26 protein-coding genes and 1 riboswitch are annotated in these 26717 nt (G+C 73.4%); of the genes, 21 read left to right on the top strand and 5 right to left on the bottom strand.

The features are described 5' to 3' along the window. The first annotated feature begins 29 nt into the window (after window positions 1-29). Window positions 30-557 carry a Uma2 family endonuclease gene (locus tag P2424_RS25765; RefSeq protein WP_276479129.1) on the top strand — a complete coding sequence of 176 codons (528 nt, stop codon included), beginning with the start codon at window positions 30-32 and terminating at the stop codon, window positions 555-557. 3 nt (window positions 558-560) lie between these two features. On the opposite strand, the gene P2424_RS25760 is transcribed toward P2424_RS25765, so the two are convergent. Next, window positions 561-2156, bottom strand: coding sequence for a D-aminoacylase (locus P2424_RS25760; protein WP_276478096.1), 1596 nt, complete (start codon window positions 2154-2156; stop codon window positions 561-563). Between the two features lie 13 nt (window positions 2157-2169). After that, window positions 2170-3483, bottom strand: a complete 1314-nt coding sequence (locus tag P2424_RS25755; RefSeq protein ID WP_276478095.1) for an alanine racemase — start codon at window positions 3481-3483, stop codon at window positions 2170-2172. A gap of 221 nt (window positions 3484-3704) precedes the next feature. Here P2424_RS25755 and P2424_RS25750 point away from each other — a divergent pair, with 221 nt between their 5' ends. From P2424_RS25750 to P2424_RS25725, 6 genes are all read left to right on the top strand, one after another. Further along, the gene (locus P2424_RS25750; protein WP_276479128.1) at window positions 3705-4886 is read left to right on the top strand and encodes a sugar kinase; all 1182 of its coding nucleotides are present in this window, start codon (window positions 3705-3707) and stop codon (window positions 4884-4886) included. Next, window positions 4883-5698 (top strand): IclR family transcriptional regulator, encoded by an 816-nt coding sequence (locus P2424_RS25745; protein WP_276478094.1) that lies wholly within the window; start codon window positions 4883-4885, stop codon window positions 5696-5698. Before P2424_RS25750 ends, P2424_RS25745 begins: the two co-directional genes overlap by 4 nt. Then, window positions 5695-6108, top strand: coding sequence for a RidA family protein (locus P2424_RS25740; RefSeq protein WP_276478093.1), 414 nt, complete (start codon window positions 5695-5697; stop codon window positions 6106-6108). Before P2424_RS25745 ends, P2424_RS25740 begins: the two co-directional genes overlap by 4 nt. Before the next feature lie 278 nt (window positions 6109-6386). Beyond that, window positions 6387-7898: an SLC13 family permease gene (locus tag P2424_RS25735; RefSeq protein WP_276478092.1), complete on the top strand. Its 1512-nt coding sequence runs from the start codon at window positions 6387-6389 to the stop codon at window positions 7896-7898. A gap of 193 nt (window positions 7899-8091) precedes the next feature. Next, on the top strand, window positions 8092-8952 hold the full coding sequence (locus P2424_RS25730; protein WP_276478091.1) for a serine protease: 861 nt from the start codon (window positions 8092-8094) through the stop codon (window positions 8950-8952). 100 nt (window positions 8953-9052) lie between these two features. Beyond that, window positions 9053-9904 carry a serine protease gene (locus tag P2424_RS25725; protein ID WP_276478090.1) on the top strand — a complete coding sequence of 284 codons (852 nt, stop codon included), beginning with the start codon at window positions 9053-9055 and terminating at the stop codon, window positions 9902-9904. A 95-nt stretch (window positions 9905-9999) separates the two neighbouring features. On the opposite strand, the gene P2424_RS25720 is transcribed toward P2424_RS25725, so the two are convergent. Beyond that, entirely contained in the window at window positions 10000-11034 is a 1035-nt protein-coding gene (locus tag P2424_RS25720; RefSeq protein ID WP_276478089.1) for a chitinase, read from the bottom strand. A 233-nt stretch (window positions 11035-11267) separates the two neighbouring features. On the opposite strand from P2424_RS25720, the gene P2424_RS25715 reads away from it, so the two are divergent. The 13 genes from P2424_RS25715 to P2424_RS25655 all read left to right on the top strand — a co-directional run bounded on the left by P2424_RS25715 (window position 11268) and on the right by P2424_RS25655 (window position 24359). Next, complete coding sequence (locus P2424_RS25715) at window positions 11268-12599, top strand: Nramp family divalent metal transporter (RefSeq protein ID WP_276478088.1); 1332 nt, start codon at window positions 11268-11270, stop codon at window positions 12597-12599. Window positions 12600-12758: 159 nt separating this feature from the next. Next, complete coding sequence (locus P2424_RS25710; protein ID WP_276478087.1) at window positions 12759-13700, top strand: hypothetical protein; 942 nt, start codon at window positions 12759-12761, stop codon at window positions 13698-13700. Further along, a complete protein-coding gene (gene cpaB / locus P2424_RS25705; protein ID WP_276478086.1) occupies window positions 13697-14428 on the top strand; it encodes a Flp pilus assembly protein CpaB in 732 nt (243 codons plus the stop codon). The genes P2424_RS25710 and cpaB overlap by 4 nt, the downstream gene beginning before the upstream one ends. 7 nt (window positions 14429-14435) lie before the next feature. Next, window positions 14436-16238, top strand: coding sequence for an AAA family ATPase (locus tag P2424_RS25700; protein WP_276478085.1), 1803 nt, complete (start codon window positions 14436-14438; stop codon window positions 16236-16238). 6 nt (window positions 16239-16244) lie between these two features. Next, a complete protein-coding gene (locus P2424_RS25695; protein ID WP_276478084.1) occupies window positions 16245-16691 on the top strand; it encodes a TadE family protein in 447 nt (148 codons plus the stop codon). Between the two features lie 49 nt (window positions 16692-16740). Continuing rightward, window positions 16741-18108, top strand: coding sequence for a CpaF family protein (locus P2424_RS25690; protein WP_276478083.1), 1368 nt, complete (start codon window positions 16741-16743; stop codon window positions 18106-18108). Continuing rightward, window positions 18105-19097 carry a type II secretion system F family protein gene (locus P2424_RS25685; protein WP_276478082.1) on the top strand — a complete coding sequence of 331 codons (993 nt, stop codon included), beginning with the start codon at window positions 18105-18107 and terminating at the stop codon, window positions 19095-19097. Before P2424_RS25690 ends, P2424_RS25685 begins: the two co-directional genes overlap by 4 nt. A 4-nt stretch (window positions 19098-19101) precedes the next feature. After that, the gene (locus P2424_RS25680; protein WP_276478081.1) at window positions 19102-19992 is read left to right on the top strand and encodes a DUF5936 domain-containing protein; all 891 of its coding nucleotides are present in this window, start codon (window positions 19102-19104) and stop codon (window positions 19990-19992) included. 238 nt (window positions 19993-20230) lie between these two features. Next, window positions 20231-20405, bottom strand: a riboswitch (cyclic di-AMP (ydaO/yuaA leader). Between the two features lie 863 nt (window positions 20406-21268). Beyond that, entirely contained in the window at window positions 21269-21472 is a 204-nt protein-coding gene (locus P2424_RS25675) for a hypothetical protein (RefSeq protein ID WP_019357641.1), read from the top strand. Between the two features lie 53 nt (window positions 21473-21525). Next, entirely contained in the window at window positions 21526-22203 is a 678-nt protein-coding gene (locus tag P2424_RS25670) for a hypothetical protein (RefSeq protein WP_276478080.1), read from the top strand. Between the two features lie 32 nt (window positions 22204-22235). Continuing rightward, the gene (locus P2424_RS25665) at window positions 22236-22835 is read left to right on the top strand and encodes a hypothetical protein (RefSeq protein WP_276478079.1); all 600 of its coding nucleotides are present in this window, start codon (window positions 22236-22238) and stop codon (window positions 22833-22835) included. A 3-nt stretch (window positions 22836-22838) separates the two neighbouring features. Next, window positions 22839-23594, top strand: coding sequence for an OmpA family protein (locus P2424_RS25660; protein ID WP_276478078.1), 756 nt, complete (start codon window positions 22839-22841; stop codon window positions 23592-23594). A 135-nt stretch (window positions 23595-23729) separates the two neighbouring features. After that, complete coding sequence (locus P2424_RS25655; protein ID WP_276478077.1) at window positions 23730-24359, top strand: hypothetical protein; 630 nt, start codon at window positions 23730-23732, stop codon at window positions 24357-24359. A gap of 15 nt (window positions 24360-24374) precedes the next feature. Here P2424_RS25655 and P2424_RS25650 read toward each other — a convergent pair whose 3' ends face one another. Together P2424_RS25650 and P2424_RS25645 are read right to left on the bottom strand one after the other, a co-directional pair. Further along, the gene (locus P2424_RS25650; RefSeq protein ID WP_276478076.1) at window positions 24375-25304 is read right to left on the bottom strand and encodes a hypothetical protein; all 930 of its coding nucleotides are present in this window, start codon (window positions 25302-25304) and stop codon (window positions 24375-24377) included. A 187-nt stretch (window positions 25305-25491) separates the two neighbouring features. Continuing rightward, the gene (locus P2424_RS25645; RefSeq protein ID WP_276478075.1) at window positions 25492-25713 is read right to left on the bottom strand and encodes a hypothetical protein; all 222 of its coding nucleotides are present in this window, start codon (window positions 25711-25713) and stop codon (window positions 25492-25494) included. 208 nt (window positions 25714-25921) lie between these two features. On the opposite strand from P2424_RS25645, the gene P2424_RS25640 reads away from it, so the two are divergent. Next, complete coding sequence (locus tag P2424_RS25640) at window positions 25922-26674, top strand: A24 family peptidase (protein ID WP_276479127.1); 753 nt, start codon at window positions 25922-25924, stop codon at window positions 26672-26674. Window positions 26675-26717: the final 43 nt, after the last annotated feature.

Raw genomic sequence — 26717 nt, 5'->3', positions numbered from 1 at the left:
GGCACAGGAGGTGAGCGGCCGTGACAGTCATGGATGACCTGCTCGAACGCGGAGCCGTCCCCGAGGGCTACAAGATCGAGATCTTCGACGGGGAAGTGATCATGACTCCGCGGAGTACTCAGCAGTTTCAGACTGTTTACCGATTCAGCAGGGCTGCGGAGTCGGCGGGTGTTCCTCTTGGGCGCATGGCCGGTGATGTGCTGGTGCGGTTTCCCGGGGAGAATGACGCCGCTCCGGACTGGGTGATCGTCGCCGATGGTGCTGATGGCGAGGGCAACAGCTACTACTGCGTTGACGTTCTGGCCGCGCTTGAGGTCGCTTCTCGGCCGGGTGATGAAAAGGATTACGTGCGCAACGTTGCCAAGTATGGCCGGTACGGCATCGCGACCTACGTGATCGCTGATCCGTTCAAGCAAGTTTGTACCTTGATGACCGGGCCACAGCCGACGGGATACACCAAGGTCCAGGAAATCCCTTACGGGCAGAGCTTCACTCTCGGCCTCTCCACCGGCGAACGGATCGAGATCGACACCTCCGACTTCCCTGTGCGGACGTAACCCTCACCCCGCCCGCCGTACCGCCCGTCCGGCGAGGACATCCGTGCGGCGGCCGTCCGCGACGACCGGCTGCCCGGCGACGAGGACGTGCGGGATGCCGGCCGGCAGGGAGCGCGGCGCCTCGAAGGTGGCCGTTGCCGCCACCGTGTCCGGGTCGAAGAGCACCAGGTCAGCGCGGTGGCCCTCGCGGACCAGGCCGCGGTCGGGCAGGCGGAGTCGGGCGGCCGGGCGGCCGGTGAGGTGGGCGACGCACTCTTCCAGCGAGAGGACGCCCAACTCGCGTACGTAGTGCCCCAGGTAGTGCGGGAAGGTGCCGTAAGCCCGCGGATGCGGCTTGGCGCCCTGCAGGATGCCGTCGCTGCCGCCGGTGTGCACCCGGTGCCGCATGATCGCCCGGACGTTCTCCTCGTGGCCGACGTGCTGCAGGATCGTCGAGCCGAGCCGGTCCTCGACCAGCAGCCGCAGCGCCGTCTCCCACGGCTCCCGGCCGTGCAGCGCGGCGGACTCGGCGACGGTGCGGCCCACGTGGTCGGCCAGCGCCGGGTTGCCGACGCCCGAGATCTCGATCGTGTCCCACTCGATCGGCACCCCGTGGCAGCCGTCGGCGCCCTCCACCTCCATCACGTGCCGGATGCGGGCCGCCGTCGCCGGGTCGGCCAGCCGGGCCGTCGTCGCCTCGGGGCCGCCCTCGTTGGCCCAGCTCGGCAGCATCGCGGCCAGCGTGGTGCAGCCGGGGGTGTAGGGGTAGGTGTCGAGTGTGATGTCGGCGCCGTCCGCGAGCGCTTCGTCGAGCAGAGCCAGCAGCTCCGGGGCCCGTCCCCGGTTGACGCCGAAGTTCATGGTGGCGTGGGCGAGGTGCAGTGCGCATCCGGCCTCGCGGGTGAGCGCCACCATCTCCGCGTACGCCTCCAGCGCGCCGGCGCCGTAGGAGCGGTGGTGCGGGCAGTAGTAGCCGCCGTGGGCCGCCACCACCCGGCACAGCTCGGTCAGCTCGGCGTCCGAGGCGTACATGCCGGGGGTGTAGGTCAGGCCGGACGACATGCCCATCGCGCCCTCCGCCATGCCCTGGGCGACCAGGCGCCGCATGGCCGCCAGTTCGTCCGCGGTGGCCGGGCGGTCCTCCCAGCCGGCGGCCAGCATCCGGACGCTGCCCTGCGGGATCAGATACGCCGCGTTGACGGCCGTGCCCTGGCGGTCGATGCGGTCCAGATAGCCGCCGACCGTGCGCCAGTCGAAGTCGATGTCGCTGCCGTCGCCGTTCCAGCCGGTGATCGCCTCCCGGATCGCCGCGAGAGTGGTGTCGTCGGTGGGCGCGTAGGACAGCCCGTCCTGGCCGAGCACCTCCAGAGTGACCCCCTGGGCGGCCTTCGCGGTGTGCTCCGGGTCGCGCAGGATCGCCAGGTCCGAGTGCGCGTGCATGTCGATGAAGCCCGGGGCCAGCGCGAGTCCGTCGGCGTCCAGGGTGCGGGCGCCGTGCGGGCGCGGCTCGCCCTCCGGGGAGATCCGTGCGATGCGGCCCTCGCTCAGGGCGACGTCCGCGCGGTAGGAGGGGGCGCCGGAGCCGTCGATGACGCGGGCGCCGCGGATGACCGTGTCCATGGGGTCACCGGCCTCAGAAGAAGGTGCGGATCAGGTCGGTGACCGCGCCGTCGGCGTCGACGACGGGGATCGCCTGCCACTTGTCGAAGATGGTGCAGGGGTGGGACATCCCCAGGCCCACCCACTCGCCCACCTCCAAGGCTGTGCCCTCCTCGACCCGCACTCGCGCGTGCTGGTCGTTGAGTCCGGTGACGGCGAGCCCGGTGGCGGGGCGCACCGTGCCGTCGGTGCCGCGTACCGCGTGCGGCTGCGGGAGCTCCAGGTCGTGGGCGGCGTCCCGCTTGCCCGCGTTGAGGAACGCCTGCCCGGCCTCGGGCCGGGAGACGACCTGGGTCCACAGCGTGAAGGCGGCCTGGAGGGCCCCTTCGTCGGGGTGCCGGTTGAACGGTGTCAACCGGTGGTAGTGGCCGTCGTCGTGGGAGACGTAGGCGCCCGAGCGCAGCAGTTTGAGCACTGGCGCGGACAGTTCGGGCAGCTCGGCGAAGGCGTCCGCGACCGCGTCGAACCACGCGCTGCCGCCCGCGCTGACCACGATCTCCTCGGCCCCCGCGAAGTGGCCCGCCGCGTCCAGCGCCGCGGTGACCTCGACCAGCTGCCGCAGCCAGCCGCGCACCGCGGCGAGGTCGGCGTCGGGCACCTCGCCCTCGTACCCGGCGACGCCCACCAGCCGCAGCGTCCCGGTCGCGGCCACCGCCTCGGCGACCGCGGCGCACTCGGCCCGGGTGCGGGCTCCGGTGCGCGCCCCGGTGCCGGCGCCGAGCTCCACCACGACCTCGACCGGGCGCCGGGCCCCGGCGGTGCGCAGGACCTCGTCCATCAGCGCGACACCCTGCGGGGAGTCGACGTAGCAGACGAAGCGGAAGTCCGGATCGGCGTCCAGCTCGGCGGCCAGCCAGCGCAGCGCCGCCGCGTCCACCAGTTCGTTGGCGAGGAAGACCCGCGGCACCCCGTAGGCGCGGGCCACCCGCACCTGGTGCGGGACGGCCAGCGTGATGCCCCAGGCGCCGTGCTGGAGCTGGCGGGCGAAGAGCTGGGGCGCCATGGAGGTCTTGCCGTGCGGCGCGAAGGCCAGGCCATGGCGCGCGGTGTAGTCGGCGAGTGCGGTGAGGTTGTGCTCCAGGCGCTCCGCGGACAGGGCGAGGACCGGGGTGGTGAAGCCGCCGGTGAACAGGGAGCGGCGTTCGGCGGCCAGCTCCCCGAGGGTGCGGTCGGCGGCGTTCGGGGGCAGCCCCTTGAAGAGGTGGCCGACCGGCTCGTCGGCGAGGCGGGCGGCCGCGGCGACGGCCCGGGACGCGGTGGATCCGGGGGAGGGGACGGGGGCTGCCATGCGGTCTCCCTGAGCACTCGCGGTGTTGCATATCTTGCAACGACCATTGCGTATGACGCTTGTTGCTGTCTAGCATCCCGCCGAACAGCCGGTCAATGGAGCCGAGGCTCGCACAGCCCCTCCCACACCGGCCCGGCCGCCCGGCGAAGACCCCGCAGCGAGGAGCAGATCCCATCGTGACCACCACCGCCGACATCGACGTCGTCTGCCTGGGCGAGTCCATGGTCACGTTCCTGCCCTCCCGCCCCGGCCCGCTCGCCGACGTGCCCTCCTTCGGCCGCGCCATCGGCGGCGCCGAGTCGAACGTCGCCTGCACCCTCGCCCGCGCCGGGCACCGTGCCCGCTGGGTGGGCCGGGTCGGCGCGGACGGCTTCGGCGACCACCTGGTCCGCACCATCGCCGGACACGGGGTGGACACCTCCGCCGTCGAGCGCGACCCGGACCGGCCGACCGGCATCTACTTCCGCACGGACGGCGAACGCCCCACCGCCGCCCCGCACCCCGGCGTCCCCGCCCCCGCCGCGTCCGGCGCCGACCCCGCGGTGCCCGGCGCCGCCGCCCCCGCCGAACTGTCCGAAGTGCTCTACTACCGCGCCGGGTCCGCCGCCTCCGCCATGTCCCCGGCCACCGTCCCGCCGCAGGCCGTACGCGCCGGGCGGATACTGCATCTGACCGGGATCACCGCGGCCCTCTCCGCCGACTGCCTGGCCCTGATGCGCGCCCTGACCGCGGGCCGCGAGCCGACCGCGTACCGCGCCCCGGCGGCAGAGCGCGCCCCGACCGCGGACGGCACCCCGGCCGGCACGGACACCGCGCACCGGCCGCTGGTGTCCTTCGACGTCAACTACCGCGTCGGCCTGTGGCACACCGCGGCCGAGTCCGGCGCCGAGGTGCTGCTCGAACTCGCCCGGGGCAGCGACCTCGTCTTCGTCGGCGAGGACGAGGCGGCCGCCGCCTGGGGCGTCACCGGCGGGCCCGGCGCGGTACGCGCACTGCTGCGCGAGCCCGCCGTGCTCGTCGTCAAGCAGGGCGCACGCGGGGCCACCGCGTTCGTCGGCGACCAACCGGGCGTCTTCGCGCCCGCGCTGGAGGTGGACGTGGTCTCCCCGGTCGGCGCGGGCGACGCCTTCGCCGCGGGCTTCCTGGCCGGAACCCTGCGCGGACTGCCGGTACGCGACCGGGTCCGGCACGGGCACCTGATGGCCGCGGCCGCGCTCACCGACGCCGGCGACCTGGCCGCACCGCCCGACCGCGCCGCCGCCGACCGGCTGGTGGCACTGGACGAGGAGCGGTGGGGGAGACTGCGGCTGGGCCCCGGCTGGACGGCGAGCGGGCCCCAGTCCGCAGCCGCCGGACGGCCCGACGGCCCCGGCGCACAGGAGCCGGAGGTGCGTTCCGCATGAGTCAGACCGTCGACCGGGCACTGAGCATTCTGCCGCTGCTCGCCGAAGGGCCCGCCAACCTGGAGCAGGTCGCCGCCCGGCTGGAGGTGCACAAGTCCACGGCGCTGCGGCTGCTGCGCACCCTGCACGAGCACGGCATCGTCTACCGCCAGCCCGACCAGCGCTACCGGCTCGGGACGCGGCTGTTCGCGCTCGCCCAGCAGGCCATGGAGAACCTGGACATCCGCGAGATCGCCCACCCCTACCTGGCCGAACTCAACGCGGCCTGCGGGCACACCGTGCACCTCGCCGTCCACGAGGAGGACGAGGTCCTCTACATCGACAAGGTCGAGAGCCGCTACCCGGTGCGGATGTACTCGCGCATCGGCAAGCCCGTCGCGCCCACCGTGGCCGCCGTGGCCAAGCTGCTGCTCGCCGACCTCCCGGAGCCGGAGCGGCGCGCCCTCGCCGAACGGCTCGACTACCCCCGCTACACGTCCCGTTCGACACCCGACGCCGCCGCGTTCCTCGCGGAACTGGCCGCGGTGCGCGAACAGGGCTGGGCCACCGACCTCGGTGGCCACGAGGAGTCCATCAACTGCGTCGCGGCACCCATCCGCGGCGCCGAGGGGCGGGTCGTGGCGGCCATGTCGCTCTCCGCGCCGAACGTCGTCGTCTCCGCCGACGAACTCCTCGCCCTGCTGCCCCGCGTCCGGCGGACGGCCGAGGCCGTCAGCGCCGAGTACACGGGCCAGTCGCCCCACCTGCGGCCCCAGCCGGAGCCGCAGCACCAACCGTCCGCGCAACCGAGCAGCAAGAGAGCCGCACCATGAGCGAGAAGCTTGCCAAGACCGCCCTCACCCCGGCCACCCACACCACGCCGCCCGCGAAGTTCTCGCACGGCGTGCGCAAGGGCAACATCCTCCAGGTCGCCGGACAGGTCGGGTTCGGCCCGGCCGCCGAGGGCGCGGCCCCCACGCCCGTCGGCCCGGGCCTGCGCGAGCAGACCCTGCAGACCCTCGTCAACGTGGCGGCCGTCCTCACCGAGGGCGGCGCCGGTTGGGAGGACGCGATGATGATCCGCGTCTATCTGACGGACACCGCGCACTTCGCGGAGTTCAACGAGATCTACAACGAGTACTTCGCCTCCCTCCAGGAGGCTCCCGCGGCCCGCACCACCGTCTACGTCGGACTGCCCGCCGGACTGCTGGTCGAGATCGACGCCCTCGCCGTCCTGGGCTGATCCCCGCCGCGCCGGGCCCCCACCCCGGCGCCTTCCGCTCTCCTCCCCGCTTCCCTTGCCCTTCCCCTCCCCGTTCCGGAGGCCGTGTGCCTCCGGTTCCCCCGCGCCGCCCGCTCGTCCCGCACCCCACCGGTCACCCCGTCCCGCCCCGGCACCCGTCCGGCCGCGGGCGGGCGGTCCGGCGTACCCGGCGACGGCAAGCGAGCCCTCGCGGCCGCACCCCCGCGGTCCGGGGCCGGCGCGGAGTCCCCCTCCCGGTACCGAACAACGGAGTTCTCATGCTGCTCGCCGGAGAGGCAGCCCCCCACACGGGCGGCCTGCTCGCGCTCATACCCGGGACCGGGGGCCTGCTCACCGTGGCGGCCCTCGGCATCGTCCTGCTGCTCGTACTGATCATCAAGGTCCGCCTCCAGCCGTTCGTCGCGCTGCTGGCCGTCTCCATCGCGGTGGGGCTGGGTGCGGGCCTGTCCGTCACCGAACTCTTCGGCACCGTCCAGAAGTCCGACGCCGTCTCGATGATCGAGTCGGGGATGGGCGGCATCCTCGGACACGTCGCGATCATCATCGGTCTCGGCACCATGCTGGGGGCGATCCTGGAGGTCAGCGGCGGCGCCGAGGCGCTCTCGGCGCGGCTGCTGGGCCTGTTCGGGGAGCGGCGCGGGCCGCTCGCCATGGGGCTGACCGGCCTGATCTTCGGTATCCCCGTCTTCTTCGACGTCGGCATCTTCGTGCTGGCGCCCATCATCTACGCGGCGGCCAAGCGCAGCGGCAAGTCGATCCTCCTCTACTGCATGCCGATGCTCGCCGGACTGTCCATGACGCACGCGTTCCTGCCGCCGCACCCCGGGCCGGTGGCCGCGGCCGGGCTGCTGGACGTGGAGCTGGGCTGGGTCATCCTGATGGGCGTCGTCTGCGGCATCCCCGCCGTGCTCGCCGCCTGGGCGTACGCGGCCTGGATCGGCAACCGGATCTTCGTCGCGGTGCCGCAGGACATGCTGGAGGCCGCCGAGGAGGCCAAGCGCGCCGTCGCGGCGGAGAAGCGGGCGTCCGGCACCGGCGGCAGCGGCACCGGCGGCAGCGGGTCCGCGGAGGGCGGGCAGGAAGCGGCGGCCGCGGAGCAGCCCGTCGCCCTCGGGACGGTGCTGGCCATCATCGGGACGCCGCTGGTCCTCATCCTGGCGGCGACCTTCTCGTCGCTCGCGCTCGACCCTTCGACGCTCCGCTCGGTCATCGAGTTCGTCGGGCATCCCTTCGTGGCGCTGACCGTCGCCCTGCTGATGGCCTACTACCTGCTGGGGGTACGCCGGGGGTGGAGCCGCAGGTCGCTGGAGTCGGTCTCCACCGCGTCGCTCAAGCCGGTCGGCAACATCCTGCTGGTGGTCGGCGCGGGCGGCGTCTTCGGCGCCGTCCTGCAGGGGTCGGGCGTCGCGCAGGCCCTCGCGGACGTGTTCGGGGACGCGGGGCTGCCGGTGATCGTGCTGGCCTACCTGATCTCGCTGGTGCTGCGGGTGGCGCAGGGCTCGGCGACGGTCGCCATCGTCACCACCGCGGGCATCGTGGCACCGCTGCTGGCGCAGAGCGACCCCTCGCAGGCGCACCTGGCGCTGGTCATCATGGCGATCTCCGCGGGGTCCATCTTCGCCTCGCACGTCAACGACGGCGGTTTCTGGATGGTCTCGAAGTACTTCGGCATCTCCGAACGGGACACCCTCGCCTCGTGGACGGTGCTGGAGTCGGTGCTGTCGGTCGCGGGATTCGCGGTGGCGGCGCTGGTCAGCATCGTCGTCTAGCCCGCGTCCGGCAGCGGCCGGACGACGGCAACGCCGCACGACCGGAGCGCTGTTCGGACGCCCCGGCCACCCGTACGCCCCCGGAATCGGTTCTCCCGATTCCGGGGGCGCTCTTGTGGTGGCTGCCGTCTGGCCCAAGAATGCACGGCGTCGGACCGAACGAACCTTCGGTATCAAGAGAGGAACCCCCACCGTGAACAGACCTCTCGCAACCTCCCTCTCCGCCGCGCTCTTCGGCGCCGCGGCACTCACCGGGATCGCCGCCGCACCGGCCGCCGCCGTCGACCACGACACGGCCGCGCACGGCGCGAAGCCGGCGGCAACGCCCTCCTTCGAGGGCACCGTCGCGCTCAGCAACTGCTCCGGCTCGGTCGTGAAGATGCCCACCTCGCAGCCCGACGACCCGGCGCTCGTGCTCTCCAACGGCCACTGCCTGGAGACGGGCATGCCCTCACCCGGCCAGGTCGTCAAGGACCAGGCGTCCAGCCGCTCGTTCACCCTGCTGACCGCGAGCGGCGGCCGCGCCGGAACCGTCCGCGCCAGCAAGGTCGCCTACGCGACGATGACCGACACCGACGTCTCGCTGTACCAGGTGCGCTCCACCTACCGGCAGATCGAGTCCCGGTACGGCATCGAGGCGCTCGACGTCGACGCGGCGCACCCCACCCAGGGCCGCGACATCACCGTCGTCTCCGGCTACTGGCGGGAGAAGTACGGCTGCTCGCTCGACGGGTTCGCCTACCGGCTCAAGGAAGCCGGCTGGACGATGAAGGACTCACTGCGCTACACCGCCGACTGCCGCACCAAGGGCGGCACTTCCGGCTCCCCGGTGATCGACGACGCCACCGGCAAGGTGGTCGGCGTCAACAACACCCGGAACGAGGACGGCGCGCGCTGCACCCTCAACAACCCCTGCGAGGTGGACGAGTCCGGGCAGGTCACCGTCCGCCCGGGGATCGGCTACGGCCAGGAGACCTACATCATCGCGCCGTGCGTGGGCGCGGGGAACGAGGTCGACCTCGACCGTGCGGGCTGCACGCTCCCCAAGCCCTGACGCCACCTGATCCGTGCGGACCGGGGGCCCGGCGCAGGAACCGCCACCACCGTCCCCGCCCGGGGACGGTTCTCCCGCACCCGAGATGAATGAGGAGTACATGAGAAAGTCCCTCGTCGGCACGGCCGCGGCGGCGCTGCTGAGCGCCGCCGCGCTGGTGGGCATATCCGCAGCCCCCGCCGCCGCAGCCCCCGCCCAGCCCACCGCCCACCGCACCCCCTCCTTCGAGGGAACCGTCGCGCTCAGCAACTGCTCGGGCTCCGTGGTCAAGCTCAAGCACTCCCGGCCGGGCGACCCGGCGCTCGTGCTCTCCAACGGCCACTGCCTCCAGGAGGGCATGCCCGGCGCGGGCGAGGTCGTCGTCGACCAGCCCACCAGCCGCGACTTCACCCTGCTGAACGCGGACGGCAGCGACGCGGGGAAGATCCACTCCGACAAGATCGCGTACGCGACGATGACGGACACCGACATCTCGCTGTACGAGACCACCTCCACGTACCGGCAGATCAAGAAGAAGTACGGCATCGACGCGCTGAAGCTCGACGCCAAGCGCCCGCGCGCCGGTCGGGACATCACCGTCGTCTCGGGCTACTGGAAGGAGACCTTCGGCTGCGCGGTCGACGGGTTCGCCTACCGGCTCAAAGAGGCGGACTGGACCTGGAAGAACTCCATCCGCTACACCATGGACTGCCAGACCAAGGGCGGCACCTCCGGCTCCCCGGTGATCGACGACCGCACCGGCAAGGTCGTGGGGGTCAACAACACCCACAACGAGGACGGGGAGCGCTGCACGCTCAACAACCCGTGCGAGGTGGACCGGAAGGGCGAGGTCAGCATCCGCTACCGGAACGCCTACGGTCAGCAGACCTACTGGATCAACCGCTGCTTCGGCCGAGGCAACCAGCTCGACCTCGACGCACGCGGCTGCGTCCTGCCGCAGCCGGCCGGGTAGTCACTCCGGCACCGGACGGCCGTCGCACCGCCGACCCGTACGGCCGCGCCCCCGGACCCGCCCGGGTCCGGGGGCGCGGAGCTGCCGGGGCCGGTTCAGGGCAGCGCGTGCACGTGCGGGCCCACGGTGCCGGACCAGGCGTTGCCGGCGGCGGCGTCCCACGCGGTCGACCAGGTCATCGCGCCGCGGATACCGGGCCACTGCTCGTCGGGCGTGAAGCTGCCGCAGCCGGTGCCCTCGGCGAGGCAGTCCAGCGCGTCGGTGACCACCCCCGGGTCGACGTAGCCGGATCCGGCGGCGCTCGGTGAGGCAGGGGTCCCGATGCCGACCTGCGAGGGGTCCAGCCCGCCCTCGATCTGCACGCAGGCCAGCGCGGTGAGGAAGTCGACCGTGCCGGAGGAGTAGACCTTGCCGTCGCAGCCGAGCATCGAGCCGCTGTTGTAGTACTGCATGTTGACGACGGTCAGGAAGCTCTTGATGTTGAGCGCCGTCTTGAAGTACTCGTTCTGCGGCGACTGCATGTCGATCGTCTGCGGGGCCATCGTGACCACCGCGTCGCCGCGGGCTGCGTGGATCGACTCCAGCGCCTTGGTCATGTAGGTGGAGTCGAGGCCGTTCTCCAGGTCGATGTCGACGCCGTCGAAGCCGTATTCGTCCATCAGCCCGACGATGCTGTCCGCGAAGGTGTCGGCCGAGGCGTCGCTGTTCACCGAGACGGCGCCCTTCTCTCCGCCGACGGAGACGATCACGGATTTGCCGGCCGCCTGCTTGGCGGCGATGTCGTCCTTGAACTGCTGCTCGGAGTAGCCCAGTTCCGGGTCGAGCGTGAAGTCGACCTCGCCGGGCGTGCCGGTCGCGTCGGCGAAGGCGACGGCGATGATGTCGTACTCGTCCTGCACCTCGGCGAGCGTCTGGACGGTGGCGCCGTTGTCGAAGTTCTGCCAGTAGCCGGTGACCGCGTGGGCCGGCACCTGGGAGGCGCCGACCCGGGGGCCGGGCCCGTCGGGGGTGCTGCCGGCGTGCGCGGCGGCCGGTCCGAGGGCGACCAGCCCGCCCGCGGCCAGTGCGGCCGAGGCGAGGAGTCCGACGAGGGGGCGCAGGGGGGAGCGGAGTCTTCCGGAACGTGCCACAACTGCCTCCGGTGTGGGGGATGGGAGGTGGGTGGTGCGTGTGTGCCGTACAACCTGGTCCAGACCAATGGGGTTGTCAAGGTGCCGGACCGTGCGCACCCGTGGCGGCCCGGTGCCCGAAGCGAGCCCACCTCGCAGCACGCAACCCCTTGTGCTGATCGTCCGCAGACGGTTTCATCACCTGCGACCTGCACGGTCGTCCCACCCACGAGCACGTGTTCCGCGGAGGCGTCATGGCAGCGGAGGAGACCGCACCCGGCACGACCGGCAGTGCCGCATCCGGCACGGCCGGCGCCGCCGCACCCGCGGTGCGCAAGCCCAGTTGGAAGAAGATCGGCCCCGGCGTCGTCGTCGCGGCGACCGGAGTCGGCGCCGGCGACCTGGTCGCCACCCTCGTGGCCGGCAGCAAGTTCGGCTACACCCTGCTGTGGGCCGCCGTCATCGGCTGCGTCGTCAAGATCGCACTGGCCGAGGCGACCGGCCGCTGGCACCTGGCCACCGGCCGCACCATCTTCGACGGCTGGCGCGGCCTCGGCGCCTGGACGACGGTCTACTTCGCCGGGTACGTCGTGATCTGGGGCTTCGTCTACGGAGCGACCGCCATGTCCTCCAGCGCCCTGCCGCTGCAGGCGCTCTTCCCGGACGCCCTGCCGCTCAAGGCCTGGGCCATCCTCACCGGGCTGGTCGGGCTGCTGTTCGTGTGGACCAACCGCTACGCCGTCGTCGAGAAGATCATGATGGCCTTCGTCGGCGTGATGTTCCTGGTCGTGGTCTACGTAGCGATCCGGGTCAGCCCCGACCTGGGCGACGCGCTCGCCGGACTCGTCCCCGTCCTGCCGTCCGGCTCGCTGATCTACACCCTGGGCCTGATCGGCGGCGTCGGCGGCACCATCACCATGGCCGCATACGGCTACTGGATCAACGCCAAGGGCTGGGCCGACAGCAGCTGGATGCGGATGATGCGGCTCGACAACCGGGTCGCCTACCTGACGACCGGCATCTTCGTCGTCGCGATGCTGATCATCGGCGCCGAACTGCTGCACTCCTCGCACCTGGCGCTCGCCTCCGGCGACCAAGGGCTGCTCGACCTCGAATCCGTCCTGGAGAAGCGCTTCGGCAGCTCCACCGCCACGCTCTTCCTGATCGGTTTCTTCGCCGCCTCCTTCTCCTCCCTGGTGGGCGTCTGGCACGGAGTCAGCCTGATGTTCGCCGACTTCGTGGCCCGGAGCAGGGCCGCCCGCGGCGGACCCGCCGAGGCGGGCGTCGCCCCGCTCGCCCGCGGCGAGCAGGAGCGCTCGCTGCCCTTCCGCGGCTACCTGCTGTGGCTGACCTTCCCCCCGATGGTCCTGCTGTGGCTGGACCGGCCCTTCGGCCTGGTGGTGGCCTACGGAGTGCTGGGCGCGTTCTTCATGCCCTTCCTCGCCGCCACCCTGCTGTGGCTGCTCAACAGCGAGCGCACGCCCCGCGAATGGCGCAACGGCCCGGTCAGCAACGGCCTGCTGGGGGCCTCCTGCGTGCTCTTCCTCGTGCTGTGCGTGCAGCAGGTCCGCGACCTGCCCTGGTGACGCGGCCGGCCGGCGGCCCGCGGACTTTCCCGCCGCGGGATTGGCGGGCCGGGTGGGGCGGGTAGTGGTCCGGCTGCGCCCAGTTGCGGGGAACGGTTCCCGGTGCGCGGGCCCATGGCTAGTGTGGTAGCCCGGTGGTGGGCTCCGGGGGAGGCTGATGTGTCGACGGCGTTAGCGGTCACCTGCCCCGACCACCTGCTCGCCGCCTCCGACCGGCACACCCCGCACGCCCATGTGCTCTCCCCGCCCGGGGAGCAGCCGCTGGACGCGGCGCTGGCCGAGACCCAGGGCCTGCTGGAGCGGCACGGCCACCTGGTCACCGTCTTCCCCGCCACCCTTCCGCTGCGCCACCGGCACCGGCTGCACACCGTCCGCTCCCTGCTGGAGAGCCGCCGGATCGCCCTGCTGCCGGTCGAGCTGCCGCCGCTGGCCACCGGCGTGCTGGTGCGGCAGCTTCGGCAGCTCTCGCTGTGCGACTTCACCCCCGGAGTGCTCGGTGCCGCGGCCCGCCTGCTGACCCACTATCTGTACGCCGGCGCCGTCCTCGGGTCCGTCGCCAAGCTGGACCGGGTTCCCGTCGGCGTCACCTCGCACGCCCGCTCCTGGCTACCGGGCAGCCGGTTCGCGGTACTGGCGGCGCCCACCCCCGAACTGGTCCGGCTCGGCACCCCCGAGGCGGACGCGGGTCTGACCGCGCCACAGTTCGCCACGGAGCTGACCGTCGCACCCGGAGGGCTCGCCGCGGACTGGGCCCTGCACACCCTCCCGGCCCGCTGGCGGGTGGGGCACGTACACCAGGCGCCGCTGCCCCGGGACTCGGCGGGCTGGTGGGGCACGGCCCGGCTGACCGAGTTCGTGGCCGCCATCCCCGACGTCTCGGTCCTCTACCAACTGGTCGCCTCGGTACGCCGGGACGAGTGCCCCGGATGCGGCCTCGAACTGATTGGCGACCGCTGCGCGTTCTGCGCCGCCGCGCTGCCGCCCACGCCTCCCGCCGCCTCAGCTCCGCCCGCGTCCGCGGCCGCCGCCCACTCCGCGGCGCCGTCCGCGCCCGCCCAGCCCGAGCCCGCCGTCGCCGACCCCCGAGGAATCCGTCCATGAACTCACGCCAGCGCCGCGGTGTCCTCCTGCTGGTCCTCTCGGGCCTGTGCGCCCTCGCCGCGTTCGCCGGAGTGCTGGCCGTCGTCCGGAACGTGGAGTCCAAGGTGGGCGAGGAGACGACGGCCTACGAACTGAAGGAGGACGTGCCCGCCTACCGGGCGCTGGACAGCTCGCAGTTCACCGAGGTGTCCATGCCGAAGCGGTGGCTGCCCGCCACCGCCGTCACCGACCTGGACGACATCCGGCGCAAGATCGCCGTCAATCCCCTCAAGAAGGGCTCGTTGCTCCAGTCGGACATGCTGGCCGAGCGGCCCGAACTCGAGGCCGGCGAGCAGGAGATCGCCATCATGATCGACGCCGAGACCGGCGTCGCCGGGAAGATCCGCCCCGGCAACCGGGTCAACATCTACGCCACCTTCGAGGGCGAGCAGCGCGCCGGAGGCGACGGCCGCGGCAGCACCCCCTCCGAATCCCGGGTCATCGTCAGCGGTGCCAAGGTCATCGACGTCGGCAAGCTCACCCCGCTCAAGGACGGCGGGGACCGGGACGAACGCGCCCGCGACCGCGACGGCGTGCCCATCACCTTCGCGCTCACCACCGAGGACGCCCAGCGCGTCGCCTACGCCGAGTCCTTCGCCGAGCACGTCCGGCTCGCCCTGGTCGCACCGGGTGACGACACCGAGGTCCCCGAGGAGGACCGCATCTACACGCTCCCCGGAGACAAGTGAGGCCCCGATGGTCATCCGCATCCAGCCCGCCGTCAGCGACCCGGACGCCGCCCGCCCTCTCGTCACCCTGCTCAGCCAGCTCCCCGACGCCGAGCCGGTGGCGCCCGCCGTCGACTCGGGGCAGCTGCTGGACTCCCTCGCCCAGCAGGCGGGCGAGGCACCCGCCGAGCTGCCCGAGGTGGTGCTCGTCCACGAACTGATCGGCCCGATCCCCGCACTGGAACTGATCAGTCAGGTCGCCCTCCGGTTCCCCGCCGTCGCCCTCGTCCTGGCCACCCAGGACACCAGCCCCGCGCTGTACGCCGCCGCCATGGACGCCGGAGCCCGCGGTGTCGCCGGACTGCCGCTGAACTACGACGAACTGGCGGCCCGGGTCGGCGCCGCCGCGGCCTGGGCCACCGGAGTCCGCCGCCACCTGGGCGGTCCCGAGGGCCGCGCCGCCGCGCCGCCCGGCGCCGCCGGACCGGGCGGCGGCACCGTCGTCACCGTCTCCGGGGCCAAGGGCGGCGTCGGCACCACCCTGACGGCCGTCCAGCTCGCGCTCGCCGCACGCGCCGCGGGCCGCAGCACGGTGCTGGCCGATCTCGACCTCCAGTCCGGGGACGTGGCCTCCTTCCTGGACGTGCGCTTCCGCCGGTCCGTCGCCGACCTGGCCGGGATCAAGGACCTGACCCCGCGCGTCCTCCAGGACGCCGTCTACCCGCACGAGACCGGTCTCGGCCTGCTGCTCGCCCCGGACGAGGGTGAGCGGGGCGAGGACGTGGACGAGCGGACCGCCCGCCAACTGGTCGCCGCGCTGCGCTCCCACTACGAGACGGTGGTGCTGGACTGCGGCAGCCAGCTGCACGCCGGGAACGCCGCGGCCGTCGAGGCGGCCGACCTCGCCCTGCTGCTGACCACCCCCGACGTGCTCGCCGTACGGGGCGCCAAGCGGATGGTGCGGATGTGGGACCGGCTGCGGGTCCGCACGGCGGAGGAGACGGTCGTCGTCGTCAACCGGGCCTCGCGGCAGGCCGAGATCCAGCCGCAGCTCGTCGCCCGCATCACCGGCAGCCCGGTGGCCCGCACGACCGTGCCCGCCCACTTCAAGGAGCTCCAGTCCGCGCTGGACGCCGGGCGGATGCAGGACCTGGACCCCAAAGGCAGCGTGCGGCAGGCGCTGTGGGCACTGGCGGGCGAGCTCGGACTGGCCGCGGGGCCGGGCGGAGAGCCGCCCCGCGGCCCCGCGGCCCGGCGCCGGGCGCGCGGTGGCGGCCAGGGCGGTGGCGGCGGGAGCGGGGGCGAGCAGGCCGGACACAGACCCGCGCTCGCCCCGCAGGCGCGGCAGGCGCGGCAGGCGCTGCCGCCCGGTCCGGCCGCCGGCACCGTGCCGTCGCCCGGCTCCGACCGCGGAGCCCCGGGCCTCCCCCGCCGGGTGCCACCGGAGGGACGCGCCGGCGCGTGGGGCGGCGACCGTGGCTCGCTGACCGTGGAGTTCGCCGGGATGGCGCCGGTCGTGCTGCTCACCCTGGTGCTGCTGTGGCAGTGCGTCCTGATCGGCTACACCTTCTCCCTCGCGGGCAACTCCGCCGACGAGGCAGCCCGCGCCGCCACCGCGGCCGCCGCCTACGGGGACCCGCGGAGCGCCTGCGAGGCCGCGGCCCGCGCACACCTGCCCGCCAAGTGGCGTACCGACGCGGCGGTCAGCTGCACCCGCGGCGACACCGTCTGGAAGGCCGACGTCGACCTGCGCACACCGTTGCTGTTCCCGGGCGGCGCGGGTCTGCCGTTCACGGTGAGCGGTGCGGCGGGCGCGGCGGAGGAGGGGTGAGGGGGCATGCCGGGGAGCGCCCGCCGGGAGTTGCCCAGCCGCGAGGGCCTTCGGGACCTTCGAGGTCTGCGGGAGTGCCGGGGTGTTCGGGGCCGGGCGGCCGACCGCGGCTCCAGCGCGCTGGAGTTCGCCGGGATGCTGCCGCTGCTGCTGCTCGTGGCGATGGCGGCGATCCAGCTCGGCATCGTCGGCTACGCCGTCCAGCAGGCGGGCACCGGCGCCCGGGCGGCGGCGCGGGTGGCTTCCCGGGAGGAGACGAGCGACCGGTACGCGGCGGGCGGACGGGCCGCCATGTCCGACTGGACGGCGGAGCGCAGCAGCTTCACGCGCGCGGACGGCCGGGGCGAGGTGCGGGTCACCGCGACCGTGTCCATCCCTTCCCTGCTGCCCGGGATGGACAGCCTGGGCTCCGCGTCCCGCTCCGCGACGATGCCGAGCGACCGCCGCCGATGAGCCGGGCGACCGCCGCGACGGAGAGGACAGGAATGAGCGAGGTCGGTCCATGAGTCTGCGCTCCCGCATCACCGGGCACGACAATCCCGCGGCGGCCGCCGGCCCCGGAGCGCCGGGCTCCACCGCCGACAGCACCGGGCACCTGGTGCCGGCCTACCGCGCCAAGCTGCTGGAGGAGATCGACCTCGCCGAGATGTCGGCGCTCAGCCCCGCCGAGCGCCGGGCCCGCCTGGAGCGGGTGCTCGGCCACCTCATCAGCCGGGACGGCCCGGTCCTGGCGACCGGCGACCGCACGCTGCTGATCCGGCGCGTGGTGGACGAGGCCCTCGGCCTGGGGGTGCTCGAACCGCTGCTGGAGGACGGCTCGATCACCGAGATCATGGTCAACGGGCCGGACCACATCTTCGTCGAGCGCGGCGGACGCGTCGAGCAGGTACCCGTCCGGTTCGCCTCCGAGGAGCAACTGCTGCAGACCATCGAGCGCATCGTCTCCACCGTCAACCGCCGGGTCGACGAGTCCAACCCGATGGTGGACGCGCGGCTGCCGTCCGGGGAGCGGGTGAACGTCATCATCCCGCCGCTGTCGCTGACCGGTGCCACCCTCACCATCCGCCGCTTCCCGCGCGCCTACGCGCTCGGCGAACTGATCGGACTCGGCACGCTGGACGAGCACATGCTCGCACTGCTGTCCGCCTTCATCCGGGCCCGCTTCAACGTGATCGTCTCCGGCGGCACCGGCAGCGGCAAGACGACCCTGCTCAACGCGCAGTCCGCGCTCATCCCCGAACACGAGCGGATCATCACCGTCGAGGACGCCGCCGAACTGCAACTCCAGCAGCAGCACGTCATCCGGCTGGAGACCCGGCCCCCCAACGTGGAGGGCAAGGGCCAGGTGACGGTACGCGACCTGGTGCGCAACTCGCTGCGGATGCGCCCCGACCGCATCATCGTCGGCGAGGTGCGCGGCGGCGAGACCCTCGACATGCTCCAGGCCATGTCCACCGGGCACGACGGCTCCCTGGCCACCGTGCACGCCAACAGCGCCGAGGACGCCCTGATGCGGCTCCAGACGCTGGCCTCCATGTCCGAGGTCGACGTTCCCTTCGCCGCCCTCCAGGACCAGATCAACTCCGCCGTCGACGTGATCGTCCAACTCGCGCGGCTCGCGGACGGCTCCCGCCGGATCGTGGAGATCGCCCTGCTGGCCTCGCACGGCCGTGAGACCTTCCAGATCGCGACCGTCTCCCGGTTCGCGGCGCGGCCCACCGGACCCGACGGCCGGGTGCACGGCACGTTCACCCATCTGCCGCTGCCCCGCCGCGTCGCCGACCGGCTCCATCTGGCCGGGGAACCGGTGCCCGCCGCCTTCGGCATCGCCCACTCCGAGGACCAGCTCGCCACCCGGGAGGCGGTGTGACCCCCGACCCGCGCCCGCCCGGCACGGCGCTCGCACTGGAGGCCGCCGCCGGAACCGCTCTCGGTGCGGCACTGGCGGCCTGTGTGCTGGCCGCCGCCGGCGTGCTGCTCTACGCCTCCGGGCGGGCCCGCCGCCGGGCCCTGCTCCACCGGCTCGACCGGGACGGCGGCCCCGCCCCGGCGCTGCCGCCCGGCACCGGCGGGCGGCAGCGGTTCGCCGGGGTCGACCGGCGGGTGCGTGCGACCGGCGCGGGCCGCCGCCTCCAGGCGAAGCTCGCCGCCACCGGACTCGACCTCACGCCCGGCGAGTACGTCGTATACCTGACCGCTCTGGTCGCCGTGCTGTGGCTGCTGGCGTCCTCCGTGCTCGCGCCGTTCTTCGGACCGATCGCCGGGCTCGTCGGGGTGCTGGCCGCCAACGCCTTCCTGGCGCACCAGCGGCAGCGCCGCACCGAGCAGTTCATCGGCCAGCTCCCCGAACTCGCCCGCATCCTCGCGAACGCCACCTCGGCCGGACTCGCCCTGCGCACGGCGCTGGGCATGGCAGCCGAGGAGCTGGAGGCCCCCGCGGGCGACGAGTTGCGGCTGGTCACCGACCAGCTCGCCGTCGGCCGCTCCGTCGACGACGCGCTCAACGAACTCGCCGAGCGGCTGCCCTCGCGCGAACTCGTCGTCCTGGTCACCACGCTCGTCCTCGCCAACCGGGCCGGAGGCACCATCGTCGCCTCGCTCCGCAATCTCACCACCACACTGGAGGAGCGCAAGGAGACCCGGCGCGAGGTGCGCACCATGCTCGCCGAGGTCAACGCGACGGCCTTCACCATCCCGCTGCTGGGCCTGGGCGCCATGCTGATGATGAACTCGATGATGCCCGGCGCCCTCGCCCGGGTGACCGGCAGCCCGGTCGGGCAGGTCGCCATGGTGGTGGCCGTCGGACTCTTCGCCGCCGGGTTCCTCGTCATCCGCCGCCTCGGCCGGATAGAGGTGTGAGCCCGTGCTCGCTCTCGGACTCGCCGCCCTCTGCGCGCTCGCCGTCCTCGGCGCCTTCCTGGGCCTGCGGATGTACCGTGCGGAGGCCAGGCTCCCGCCCGACCTGGCCGTCGCGCTGGAGGTCGGTGCCACCCGCACCTCCACGGGAGAGGCCGCCGTCGACCGGCTCGGCATGCGGCTGGCGCCGCTGGTGCTGCGGCTGATGGGCCCCAGGCAGGTCGCGGCCAAGCGCCGCCGGATCGACCAGGCCGGCAACCCCGGCGGTCTCACGCTCCAGCGGTACGCCGCCCGCCGCGCCGTCTACGGCGCGTTCGGCCTCGGCATGGGGCTGGTGGGACTGTGGGCGGGCAGCCTCTTCTTCACCGCGCTCGTGCTGGCCTTCGGCTGGTTCGCGGCCGACCTCGCCATCCGGCAGGCGATCAAGGAGCGGCGGCGCGTCATCGAGCGCACCCTGCCCGACTTCCTCGACGTGCTGGCCGTCGTGGTCTCCGCCGGACTCGGCTTCCGGCAGGCGCTGGAGCGGGTCGCCGACCGCTACCGGGGGCCGTGGGCCGACGAACTGCGCATCACACTCCGGCAGATGGACATGGGCGTCAGCCGCCGCCAGGCCTTCGACGAACTGCGTGCACGCAACGCCAGCGACGAGGTCGACCAGTTCGTCACCGCGCTTCAGCAGGGCGAGGAGCTCGGCGCCCCGATCGCCGAGACGCTCATCCAGATCGCCACCGACATGCGCCGCACCGACGCCCAGAACGCGCGCCGCAAGGCGGCCAAGACCGTGCCCAAGGCCACCATGACCACCATCGCCTTCCTGCTCCCCGGCACCCTCATCCTCATCGTCGCCACCTTCATCCTGGGCTCGGACACGGACTTCGGCGCGGTGCTGGGCGGCTGAGCGCGGCCTCGCCCCCTGCGTTGCGGTCCGCGCACCTACGCGCGGGGTGCCGGACACCTCGTGCGAGGTGGTGATCCCGTGGCGGATGTCGCTGCCGGCGGTCAGGCCGCCGGCTCCGGCAGCCGTTGCCGGTCGCGAACAGCGGCAGCACCACACCCGCGCCTCCAGCGGCCGGCGCCGGGGCGGCGCCGCGGCGGATGCGGCTCCGGGACTTTCGGGCAGGATTTCCCGGCGCAGGAGAGTCCCTCTCCTGCGCCTGAGAGATGAGCTGCCGGATTCGGGTAGGGGCAGTAGCCCGGCCGCAACGTCCGCCTCTCCGGCGGCACCGGCACGGCTTCACCCCAAGCCTCTCGGGACATCGTTCCCGCAGGGCACTCACCTGGTTCCTCAGCTCCTGTCGACGGTGGGTTCTCGCAGACCAGCGGCAGGACCGGGCGTCCGGCTGCGAACTGCCGCACGTCGGGCGCGACAGACCGGGCACCTTGAGCACTCATATTTCCGGCACACCAGAAAATGGTCGTCGCGCCATATCCGGCCGAATCCGCCGGATTTCACGTCCGGAATGTTTTTCTTGATCGTATTCCCGGGCTGTACTGCGGGCATGGGGGAGTGCCGTGCGAAGGGGGCGAAAAGGGAGTCCCGTTGCTTCCTGGCCCGTTGTGAGTCGACTCGCGGCGCCGCACTTCCGCTCGTCCGCTTTCTGCTCGCGAATACGGGCAAGGGGCGGTGTGCTGCGACGAGGTGCGCGGTGATATGCCCGCTCTGTCGCATACGGGACTTGTACGTGCCCGGAAGAGCGGTTGCGAAGGGGGCGCACGGGGCATCTCGCTCGCTATGGTGAGGGTCGGTACATCCGCAGCCCGCATCTGCTCAACACGCGCATTCAGAACGGGTGTTCCTCGCGCGGATGCACCGCTCGCCCTGCCGCCACGGTCCGTCGAGAGGAGGCGGCGTCGGTCCATGTCCGGCTTACTCCCCGCCCTCCCCACCGCCCGCCGTGCCGGAACCTGCCCGTCCGTGCCCGGTGCGGCCCCGGTCGCGGCACCTGTTGCCGTCCACCCCTTCGCCGCCGCAATGAGTTGTGGCACAGTCTGCATTCGGACAGCGACTGTTAGCTACACCGCGGGGTACCGGCAGGAGGGGGCCGAGGTGACACCACGCCGCTGCCGCCCCGGCACCGGCCGTCGTGCGGGGCGGGTGGGCCCGAACGTCCGGAACGCCACGGGGACGTATCCCTCCAGGGGTACCGAGTCAGCCAGCAACGGAGGAGAGCCCGATGCCGAACGGCACGCGCGGACGCATCCGCACCCGCCTCGCCCTGATGCGGGGCAGGGGCGGGGACCGGGGCGCCAACTCGATCGAATACGCCGGGATCGTCATCCTCGTCGCGGGCATCATCCTGGCCATCCGGGCGCTGGGGCTCGACTCGCTGATCTCGGGCGCCATCATCAACGCGGTGACCGCCGTGCTGGGTGGCTGAGCGCGCGCCGTCCGTCCGGCGACGGCGGCCAGACGGTCCTGCTCTACGGAGCGGTGATCGCCGGCCTGCTGTTCCTCGCCTTCGCCTTCTTCGCGGTGGCCCAGGCGGCCACCGTGCGCAACGGCGGCCAGACCGCCGCGGACGCGGCGGCGCTGGGTGCCGCCGAGGACGACCGCCGGCAGTTCTTCGACGGCTTCCTGGACGCCGTCGAGGCCGAACGGGGCTGGCAGGACTGGTTGACCGCCGTGGCCCCGCTGACCGGCGACGGATGCGGCGCGGCGGCGCACTTCGCGGACCGCAACCGTTCCGACCTGCTCACTTGCGATCCGGTCACGCGGGACGGCGACCTCGGCTACCGCGTCGGGATCGAGACGCGGTTCGACACCGGACGCACGATCGTCCCCGGCGCGGACAACAGGACCGCCAAGGCCACCGCCACCGCGGTGCTCCGGCCGCGCTGCGTCGCGGAGGACCCCGACGGCGACGGCACGGGCGACGACAGCAGCGACGGCGACGAGAGCGATGAGAACGGCACGGACGGCACCGGCGACGACAGCGACGGCGGCCGCGGCGACGACAGCGACGACAGCGACGACAGCGACGACAGCGACGGGGACGGCGCCGGGGAAGTCCGGCTGCGCTGCGACGGCGAGGACCTGACGATCGACCCCGAGCACGCGGGGCGCGACCTGAATCCGTCCGACCTGTTCTCGGTGGTGCTGGTCGAATGACGAGTGAACGACGAACGAGAGTCGAGTGGTCCATGAATCATCGGCGCGTCCTGCGGGCCCGCAGGACCATGACCGCCGTGGCCCTCGCGGCCGGACTGGCCTTCACCGCCGGGTGCGGCGGGGGCGGCGACGGCGGTGGCGACGGCAAGGAGCCCCGGTCCTCCGAGCAGGCCGACGGGGGCGGTGGCGGCTCGGACGGCGGACGCTCCGGCGCCCCCGCGGACGGCGAGCCGCTGGCGGAGGTGCGGGGCGGCGAGGACATCACCCTCACCATCACCTCGGCCCGCCGTGAGTCCGGCGGCTTCGTGACGGTCAGCGGCAAGGTGACCAACGGCGGGGGCAAGGCGTGGGTGGCACCCGGCTGGGAGGGCGACGAGTCCGAAGTCGCCCTGCGCAACAAGCTGTCGGTCGCCGGTGCCAAACTCGTCGACAAGAAGGGCAAGAAGCGCTATCTCGTTCTCAGGGACACCGAAGGCAAGTGCCTGTGCACCTCGTTCGGCCAGCCGGTGCTCGCCGGAAAGTCGAAGACCTGGTACGCGCAGTTCCCCGCCCCGCCGGAAGGCCACGACGAGGTCGAGTTCCAGATCGCGGACATGCCTCCCGCCGGTGTGACGATCTCTGAAGGGGAGTGAGGGATGGGCTTCACCCGGTGGCGGCTCGCCGCCAGAGCCGCGGCGGCCTCGTCCGCCTCCGCCGCCCTCGTCCTGGGGATCACCGCCCCCGCCGCGCGGGCGGACGACCCCACCCCCGGGCCGACTCCGTCCGTCCCGGACATCGCGACCCGCTACCCCACCGACGACCCCACCGGCATCCCCACCGCGCAGGCGCCCTCGCTGCCCGGCGAGAAAGGCCCCGGGGACCCCGGGTTCAGCGCGCCGCCGGACGACTTCAAGGACTCCGGGACACCCGTGCGGGTGGACGCCGAGGCCGACGGACTGCGCCTCGCCGCGGGCGCGAAGCTCGCCGAGCCCAAGGTGCTGGACATCAAGTTCGTGACCGAGGACCTCGGGGGCGAGGAGCGCCGCGAGGACAGCTCCGCGAAGACGAAGTTCACCCTCCAGGCCGAGGTGCTGTTCGCCAAGAACAGCGCCGAGTTGGGCAGCGATGCGAGGGACCGGATCGAGGCCATCGCGGACGAGATCGAGAAGCAGGGCAGCACCGAGGTCAACGTCTTCGGCTTCACCGACGACCTCGGCTCCTACGCGCATGGCAAGCAGCTCTCCAAGAAGCGTGCGACAGCCGTCCAGACGGCGCTGGCCCGGAAGCTGGGCTCCGAGGTCAGCTTCAACGTGCGGGGCTACAGCGAGGACTATCCGGTCGCCGACAACAGGACCGAGGAGGGCCGCGCGAAGAACCGCCGCGTGGAGGTGTCCTTCCCCAAGAAGGGCTGACGGGTACCGCGTACCGTCCGACTCGTGGGCCCATGCGGCCCCTTGCGGGCCGGGACGGTGCGTCCGATCATGGCGGGGCCGGCCCGGAGGGTCCGGGCCGACCGCGGAGGGACGGCGGGCCGAGGGGGTGCGGGCGTGGCTCAACAGGCGGCGGAACCCGGCGGGGCGGCGGTGGACGCCGGACCGGGTTCCGGCGGGGCGGCGGCGGTGAAGACAGCGGGGAAGACGACGGCGCCGCACGGCGGAGCACCCGGCGCGGGTCCGCCAGAGGTTCCCGGCACCGCCCGGCTGCGGGCCTGGACGGTCGGGTGGGGCTCCGGCCTGGCACAGGCGCTCGGTGCGGCGGTGCTGTTGGTCACCGAGTGCGTCCGGCAGGACGTGGTGTCCTTCGGCGCCCGGGTGCCGAAGGACGCCCGGCTGCCCGACTATGCCGCCGACTTCCCCCGCGTCGCCGAGGCCTTCGACGCGCAGTGGTGGTTCCGTGCGGCGGAGGCGGCCCGGGACGCGTTCGGTTTCGGTGAGCCCCGGGCGGCGCTGTGGGCCGCGGTGTGTGCGGCGCTGGTGGTGCGCCTCAACGTGGACGGGCCGCCCCGCACCCAGTGCTTCCTCTCCCTCGCGGGTGCCTGCTACTGCCTCGTCGCCGGGCTCTCCGCGCTGCCGTTCCTGGCTCTGGCGGGTGCGGCGCTGCCGTTCGTGCTGCTCGTCGGCGGGCTCGCGATCGTGCTGGCCACTGCCGTTCCCCGGGTGCGACGCCGGGCGGGGTGAGCGGGGTGGTGTGTCTCACTCCGTCGCGTCGGCCGTGCACAGCGTGCGGTCGCCGCCGTCGATCCGCCACCGCCAGTAGTGGGAGTGCGGCGCGGGGGCGTTCTCCCGGCAGGGGGCGGTGTCGTCCCGGACGCCGGTGACCCGCAGCAGCCGGTTGTACCGGCCCGGGCCGGAGGGCGGGGCCGTGGAACAGGCGGGTGCGGACATCAGCGCGGCACGTACCTGCCCGTCGTCCGCCTCGGCCAGCAGGCACTGGCCGGTCCGGAACTGCCGGGTGAGGCAGAGCGTCGTGGCGCCGTGAGTCCAGGTGGCCCGGCCGTTCCCGGTGGGGCACGGGGGGTCGCTCGTGCCGTCGGCGGGCGAACGGCGCACGGCCGTCACCCGGGTGAAGGCGCGGTCGTCCCCGCAGCCGATCCGGGTGGCCCGAGTGGGTGCCGGGCGGTTCCACCCCGAGCCGTTGCCGTGCACGGTCAGGCACTGCCCCGCGCGTACCGAGCGGAACGCGGCCTCCTCGCCGCCGGATCCCGGTCCCGCCGCGGGGCCGGTGCTGCCGGGTGCGGGGCTCCCGGGCGGGCGCGGTGCGCCACCGGGTGCCGGCCCGGTGGGGGCCGGTGCGGGGGAGGAACTGCTGCCGTCGCCGGGGCGCGGGGACGCGGAGGCGCTGCCGGTGCGGGGTGCGGGCCGGGCGGCTTCGGTGCCGTCCGCGGAGCCGGGCGGACTGACGACCCGGGGGAGGATCAGTGTCGCGAACAGGGCGCCGGCGACCAGCAGTCGCCGCCGCCCGCGCCTGGCCCGTTCCACGGACTCGGGTGCCTCGTGTTCGGCTGCCTCGCCGTCGCCCGGCTCGGGGCTGTCGTCTTCGGGGCCGGGGCCGTCGTACTCGGGTGCGGCGGGACCGTCCGCCGCCCGCGGCCGGATCCGCCGCCGCAGTCCGCGCTTGTGCACCGCGCCTCCGTCCGCCGGTGGGGCCCGCGTGCCGCGGGTACCGCTGACCCGTCACATGGTCGCGGATCAACGGGTCGGTGACGAGACCCCGTTCGGCGGGAGGTGCGGTGCGCGTGCGCCGAAGTGGCGCGGAGAGGAGGGCGAGTCGGGGCTCACCGGAAGGAGGAGACGGCCGAGGCGGCGGCCCTCACGCCGCCTCGACCATCTCGGCACGAACGGCGCGCTGCCACTGCCCGCGCAGCCGGTCAAGCTCGGCCAGAGCTTCCTTCGACCAGAGGGTGCGGCCCGCGACGAAGTTCCTGATCGCGTCGTTGGCCGCGGTGACGGAGGTCTCCGGCGCGGGCGCAGCGCCCGCAGCGGTCTCCTGGAGCCGTCCGGGCTCTCCGGGCCCGGTGGAAGTCGATGTCATACGCACTACAGTACGGCCCCCCACTGACAACGGCAGGTGGATAACGAGACGCCGGGGACGGCTGGTTGGTGCTGCGTCGCAGGTGTCGGCGCTGTCCCGCTCCGGGATGCTCCGCGCCGGTGTGAGATGAATCGCTCCCGAAGCCCTCCGTACGGGCGAGTAGGGACGTGCTGCCACCGGCCCCGCGTAGGCTCGCGGTGTGCCGCCGCTGGAGTGGATCGTGATACCGGCCGCCGCCGCCTGGGGCGCCGCGGTGTGCTCCCTGCTGCCCCGGGCCGTCTACCGGCTTTCGGTGGAACCCGGGGAGCCGTGGCGCGGGAGCTGCCCCCGCGGGCATCCGCTGGACGGGGGAGTGCGGGGCCTGCTCGGCCCCGCCACGTGCGCCGCGTGCGCCGGGAGCCAGGAGCCCCGGGGGGCGTACGGGCGAGGACGGGGCGCTCTCGCACTGCTCGGCGCGCTCGCCTGTGCCGGACTGGCCGCGGCCGCCGGGCTGCGTCCGGAGCTGGCCGTGTGGTTGCTGGTCGTGCCGGTGGCCCTGCTGCTGGCGGCGGTCGACCACGCGGTGATGCGGCTGCCGGACCTGCTGACCCTGCCTCTCGCAGGAGGCACCGCCGTACTGCTCGGCGGCGCGGCCCTGCTGCCCGACGCGGGCGGGAGCTGGAGCCGGGCGCTGCTGGGCGGACCGGTGCTGGCAGCGGCCTTCTTCGTGCTGTTCCTGATCAGCCCGCGCGCGGTGGCCTTCGGCGACGTCAAGCTCGCGCTGTCGGTGGGGGTCGCTCTTGGGTGGTACGGCTGGGGGGTGCTGTTCGCCGGTGCGTTCCTCGGCTTCCTGGCCGCGGCGGGCTACGGCCTCACCCTCGTGGCGACCGGTCGCGCCCGGCGGGACAGCGCCCTGGCCTTCGGTCCCTTCATGGTGCTCGGGGCGATGGCCGGTGTCGCGCTGGGCGCGCTGGCGGTCTGAAGGCCCGGATCCGCTTGTGCGACACGGCCGTTGGTGTGCGGAA

Origin of the sequence: Streptomyces sp. WMMB303 (genome assembly GCF_029351045.1) — a bacterium.
GTDB lineage: Bacteria > Actinomycetota > Actinomycetes > Streptomycetales > Streptomycetaceae > Streptomyces.
The sequence above is the reverse complement of the archived record's forward strand: the minus strand, read 5'-3'. Positions and strand labels throughout refer to the sequence as shown.

Excerpts from the sequence above, each read along its gene's own strand:
- P2424_RS25765 (WP_276479129.1), top strand. The coding sequence starts at position 30 with ATGGATGACCTGCTCGAACGCGGAGCCGTCCCCGAGGGCTACAAGATC.
- P2424_RS25760 (WP_276478096.1), bottom strand. The coding sequence starts at position 2,156 with ATGGACACGGTCATCCGCGGCGCCCGCGTCATCGACGGCTCCGGCGCC.
- P2424_RS25755 (WP_276478095.1), bottom strand. The coding sequence starts at position 3,483 with ATGGCAGCCCCCGTCCCCTCCCCCGGATCCACCGCGTCCCGGGCCGTC.
- P2424_RS25750 (WP_276479128.1), top strand. The coding sequence starts at position 3,705 with ATGGTCACGTTCCTGCCCTCCCGCCCCGGCCCGCTCGCCGACGTGCCC.
- P2424_RS25745 (WP_276478094.1), top strand. The coding sequence starts at position 4,883 with ATGAGTCAGACCGTCGACCGGGCACTGAGCATTCTGCCGCTGCTCGCC.
- P2424_RS25740 (WP_276478093.1), top strand. The coding sequence starts at position 5,695 with ATGAGCGAGAAGCTTGCCAAGACCGCCCTCACCCCGGCCACCCACACC.
- P2424_RS25735 (WP_276478092.1), top strand. The coding sequence starts at position 6,387 with ATGCTGCTCGCCGGAGAGGCAGCCCCCCACACGGGCGGCCTGCTCGCG.
- P2424_RS25725 (WP_276478090.1), top strand. The coding sequence starts at position 9,053 with ATGAGAAAGTCCCTCGTCGGCACGGCCGCGGCGGCGCTGCTGAGCGCC.
- P2424_RS25715 (WP_276478088.1), top strand. The coding sequence starts at position 11,268 with ATGGCAGCGGAGGAGACCGCACCCGGCACGACCGGCAGTGCCGCATCC.
- cpaB (WP_276478086.1), top strand. The coding sequence starts at position 13,697 with ATGAACTCACGCCAGCGCCGCGGTGTCCTCCTGCTGGTCCTCTCGGGC.
- P2424_RS25700 (WP_276478085.1), top strand. The coding sequence starts at position 14,436 with ATGGTCATCCGCATCCAGCCCGCCGTCAGCGACCCGGACGCCGCCCGC.
- P2424_RS25695 (WP_276478084.1), top strand. The coding sequence starts at position 16,245 with ATGCCGGGGAGCGCCCGCCGGGAGTTGCCCAGCCGCGAGGGCCTTCGG.
- P2424_RS25690 (WP_276478083.1), top strand. The coding sequence starts at position 16,741 with ATGAGTCTGCGCTCCCGCATCACCGGGCACGACAATCCCGCGGCGGCC.
- P2424_RS25675 (WP_019357641.1), top strand. The coding sequence starts at position 21,269 with ATGCCGAACGGCACGCGCGGACGCATCCGCACCCGCCTCGCCCTGATG.
- P2424_RS25665 (WP_276478079.1), top strand. The coding sequence starts at position 22,236 with ATGAATCATCGGCGCGTCCTGCGGGCCCGCAGGACCATGACCGCCGTG.
- P2424_RS25660 (WP_276478078.1), top strand. The coding sequence starts at position 22,839 with ATGGGCTTCACCCGGTGGCGGCTCGCCGCCAGAGCCGCGGCGGCCTCG.
- P2424_RS25645 (WP_276478075.1), bottom strand. The coding sequence starts at position 25,713 with ATGACATCGACTTCCACCGGGCCCGGAGAGCCCGGACGGCTCCAGGAG.